The sequence below is a fragment of the Dolichospermum planctonicum genome (genome assembly GCF_005402965.1).
In the GTDB taxonomy this organism is placed as follows: domain Bacteria; phylum Cyanobacteriota; class Cyanobacteriia; order Cyanobacteriales; family Nostocaceae; genus Dolichospermum; species Dolichospermum planctonicum.
This window is the reverse complement of record NZ_BJCF01000094.1, coordinates 1-4,070: the sequence shown is the minus strand read 5'-3', so window position 1 is coordinate 4,070 and position 4,070 is coordinate 1. Positions and strand designations below refer to the sequence as shown.

General features: G+C 39.7%; 3 protein-coding genes and 1 pseudogene. All 4 read right to left on the bottom strand.

Features of this window, described 5'->3' with window-relative positions; all coding sequences use genetic code 11:
* Positions 1 to 127, bottom strand: a pseudogene (locus tag FFO06_RS22195) (RNA-guided endonuclease TnpB family protein); the annotation flags it as partial.
* A gap of 270 nt (positions 128 to 397) precedes the next feature.
* Complete coding sequence (locus tag FFO06_RS20515; RefSeq protein ID WP_137909679.1) at positions 398 to 982, bottom strand: hypothetical protein; 585 nt, start codon at positions 980 to 982, stop codon at positions 398 to 400.
* Positions 983 to 1,353: 371 nt separating this feature from the next.
* On the bottom strand, positions 1,354 to 2,502 hold the full coding sequence (locus FFO06_RS20510) for an alanine--glyoxylate aminotransferase family protein (protein WP_137909678.1): 1,149 nt from the start codon (positions 2,500 to 2,502) through the stop codon (positions 1,354 to 1,356).
* Positions 2,503 to 2,663: 161 nt separating this feature from the next.
* Positions 2,664 to 3,977 carry an NB-ARC domain-containing protein gene (locus FFO06_RS20505; protein ID WP_236097201.1) on the bottom strand — a complete coding sequence of 438 codons (1,314 nt, stop codon included), beginning with the start codon at positions 3,975 to 3,977 and terminating at the stop codon, positions 2,664 to 2,666.
* Positions 3,978 to 4,070 lie beyond the last annotated feature (93 nt).

Genomic DNA, 4,070 nt, shown 5'->3' with positions numbered 1-4,070 from the left:
TAACATTTTGATTGTCCATCCAAAAGCGCAAGCACTTATTACGGATGAATTGGGTTATCCGTATAGCTTCATTAATTTTTTGATATTGCTGCTTTGTGCCTTTGGCTTTAAATTCAAAAACAATCATCTTCTATTCCCAATCCCGACCTATTTTGAGTCTAACATTCTTTAGGAAATTCACCAACCTCTAAGATTGGTAAAAATGAAACTACCCTCTCTCATGATTAAGCTGCGCTTAATATCGCTTGAAGGGTGTTTAATTTTTACCCGCCTTACATCCCCACCCTGTAGAGGGATGGGGTATTACGGCGTTTTCTGATAAAAGTATTGCAAGGAAGTTAAACTTCCTTGCAAATTGCTTAATTCGTTTAAATATGAATAAAAAGCAACCTATCTCCTAAAATCCTTTGAAGTTATAACCAACTCCCAGTAAAATACCGACATCAACTGTATCAAAAAATCCAGTGTTTATGGCGGCGGTGGCGGTAAATTTTTGATTGAGAGGTATGTCAACACCACCAGTGACTAAAACAGCAGTTTCAGATTTATCACCAGTTTGAATGACTGCACCTACTCCAATGTACGGAACTATAGTTACAGGGGTGGTCAGTGGATCTGCTGGTTTAACAGAAAAGTCGTAGGTGATAGGAACAAGAAATGTTGTATCTGTTCCTAGTATAACTGACGGTCTAGCTGATAGAGATTTGGTAAAACGAATTTTACTCATGAAGCTGAAATTACCATCACTCAAGGCTGAAGAGCCGCCTGTTATACCAATGTTAGTACCAATACCGATATAGCTACCAGGAGTTTGATTTTGATTGGGTATAGCTGCTTCAATGTCCGCTTGCGCTACTTGATTAGATGATTGTGTTTTTTCAGACACTGTTTGAGCATTTACGGAATGCCCACCACCTAAAATTACTAAAGCCGCAATACCTGGTAAGGCTAAAAAATTTTTACCAAGAATAATATTACTCATGTTCACTTCTCACTAGATTTAAGATTGACACCTGTTTAGATATCATCCTCAGTTAACAAATTTCGTTAATACTCACCATTTAACACGAAAAATCAAAATTTGCATCCTGATTTTGTTTAATTGACTAATTTTTTGTCAGCATTGGTAACATACAGCGATTTTCGGGTAAATGAACCACGGTTTTTGATCTGGCGTAGAGGCGCAAAGAAGAATTACTGTTAATGCAGTACAGTTGACAATAGACATCTGGAGGTAAAAATTGTAGAGAGATAAACCTAGTCAGGTCAAATCTCTACAATGGTTCTAGAAACCGCACATTTAATTTTCACCAGATGTCTAGTCTCAAGGGAATTGCTATACCAACGCACTAATTAGTTAGATATCATGGTTCCCAGGGCGGCTATTAACTTATCCACACTTTCAGGACGACTATTAAAACCCATTAAACCCACACGCCAAACTTTACCAGCAAGTTCACCCAAACCGCCACCAATCTCAATATTATGCTCAAGTAATAATTGGCGTGCAACCAACTTACCATTTACGCCTTCAGGAATGCAGACAGTAGTTAAAGTTGGTAGCCTGTATTCCTTCTCAACGTGCATTTTTAAACCCATATCTTCCAATCCTTCCCAAAGATATTCTACGTTCTTTTGATGACGTTGCCAGCAATTTGCTAAACCTTCTTCTGCCACTAAACGCAGAGCTTCCCGTAAACCATAATATAAATTAATCGGTGCAGTATGGTGATATGTGCGGTCAGTACCCCAATATTTCCCCAACAATGTCATATCTAAATACCAGTTTGCCACTTGAGATTGACGCTTGTGTAACTTCTCCATTGCCCGCGCACTCATAGTAAATGGTGACGCACCTGGAGAGCAACCCAAACCCTTTTGACTACAGCTATAAGCTAAATCAACACCCCACTCATCCAAAAAGATGGGAACACCTCCTAAACTAGTCACGGTATCCACTAACAGTAACGTACCATACTGACGACACAACTCACCCACACCTTCCAAAGGTTGACGAGCGCCGGTGGAAGTCTCTGCATGAACTAAAGCTAAAATTGCTGGTTTATGGGTAGCTACTGCGGTGCTAATTTCCTCCAAATTGAAAACTTGCCCCCAAGGCTTAGTAATAGTTCTTACATCTGCGCCATATCTGCCCGCCATATCTACCAAACGATTACCGAAATAACCAGCTACACCAATTAATACCACATCACCCGGTTCTACAGAATTAGCTAGAGAGGCTTCCATTGCAGCAGTACCGGTGCCACTGACAGCGATAGTATGGGGGTTTTCCGTTTGCCATAGGTAGCGTAACAGAGATTGAATCTCATCCATCAGGGTTAAAAAAGCCGGATCTAAATGCCCTACGGGTGTGGTATTCATCGCCTGTAGTACCTCTGGATGGGTGTTAGAAGGACCCGGACCTAGTAATAGACGGTGGGGCATATCGAGGGGTTCTAGTCCTAGACGGTGACTATTGTTGATGGAAATTGCCAATGTCATAAATTTATGTAAGATGAAATGAGAATTTAATCGCATGATATAGCGGTATGTGGTCAATGAGTATGCCGAAATGCGACTAATTAATTACGCGCCATATTTCCGACCATGCCATTCAATTATATATTTTGTTATTTTGTCAAAAAAATAGAAATTTCTGTTCTCTATGATTCAAATTGACTGGTGACATATTCTGTCAGATCGTTTTGCACTGTAAATCCATCAGAGTTGCATTCAATGAGCGATCGCAATTTTAGGCTTTCTAGCGTTCCTAACAGTTTTTGGGAAGTGACAGGAGGAATGATCTTGTTTAGTAATTCTGGCATGAATAGGGGTTGGCGGTGAATCGCTAAGGAATAGATCACGGTTTTTTCTAAATCTGATAAGCGTTGAAATTGTTGATCTAATAAATCGTAAATATCGCCAAAGACGGTGATACCCTGGGCTAAAAAAAGATCAATTTTGCCAGAAAATAGAAAATGAATAGTGGTGATAACAATTTTCAGTATCAGGGGATTTCCGCCATAGTGATTATGTAATATTTGCCATTCTGCTTGAGTTTCGTCAATGCCTTCTGACTGGAAAATCTTGAGTCCGTCTTCAGGAAGCAACCCTTTCAGGATCAGTAATTTAATTGAATTAGCTTTTTTCTCTAGGACACTGAATGCGATTGGTAGTTCTCGACTGATGATAATTAAACAACTTTTGTGGGTAGACTCCCCAATTGTGCGAATCAGTTGTCCATAACCTTCAAACCCTGGCCGATAATATCCCCCTCCTCCCCATTGCAGAATAGATTCTAGATTATCCAGAACCAGCAAGCAACGAGTTTGATGGAGATACTGCATTAACTTTGATATTAATTGATCTGGAAATTTTGGTAAATCAACGGCTTGCTGGTGTGAGACGATGTGAATTAGATCAGTTAAGGTTTCTTCTACTGTTGGCGCGTGATAAAGCGATAGCGAAGCGCTCCGTAGGAATCGCCAGATGACATACTTAAATTCTGAGTTGGTGAAATCTGCTATTAACTTGGCTATGAGGCTGGTTTTACCCATACCACCCATTCCTAATAGCATGATTAATTGACAGCGATTGACCTGAATCCATTGGTTCAATGTTGCCAGTTCAGCGGTGCGTCCATAGAAAACGGAGACCTTGGGGGCTAAATTATAATCCCCATCAGGCTGAATTTCAGGTTGTAAAGGTTGGATAAATTGTGTTGAGTGTGTTTCTGGTTTGACTAATGGGACGGGAAGAGATGATTGATAATCATCAGCCTCTAGCACCAGATTAAATGCTTTGAAGCATTTGACTAGAGACTTTTTATCAACTCTGACATTGCAGTTGAAAATTTTGCATAAGGTATGAGAGTCTAAGCCAGTCTGACTACTGAGATAATCCAGGGTAAATCTCTTGCTGTTATTTTCACTATATTCCCTAATTTTTATCCCACATTCCGCACCCCAAACTGTCACAGAGGTAAATTACGTAGAGAAAAAATTAAAGAGAGCATCAAAACAAACATATAAAGTGAAAAAAGGCATTTGAGAAACAGTAAATCACCAAAA

Coding starts and splice junctions, on each gene's coding strand:
- FFO06_RS20515 (WP_137909679.1), bottom strand. CDS start 982: ATGAGTAATATTATTCTTGGTAAAAATTTTTTAGCCTTACCAGGTATT.
- FFO06_RS20510 (WP_137909678.1), bottom strand. CDS start 2,502: ATGACATTGGCAATTTCCATCAACAATAGTCACCGTCTAGGACTAGAA.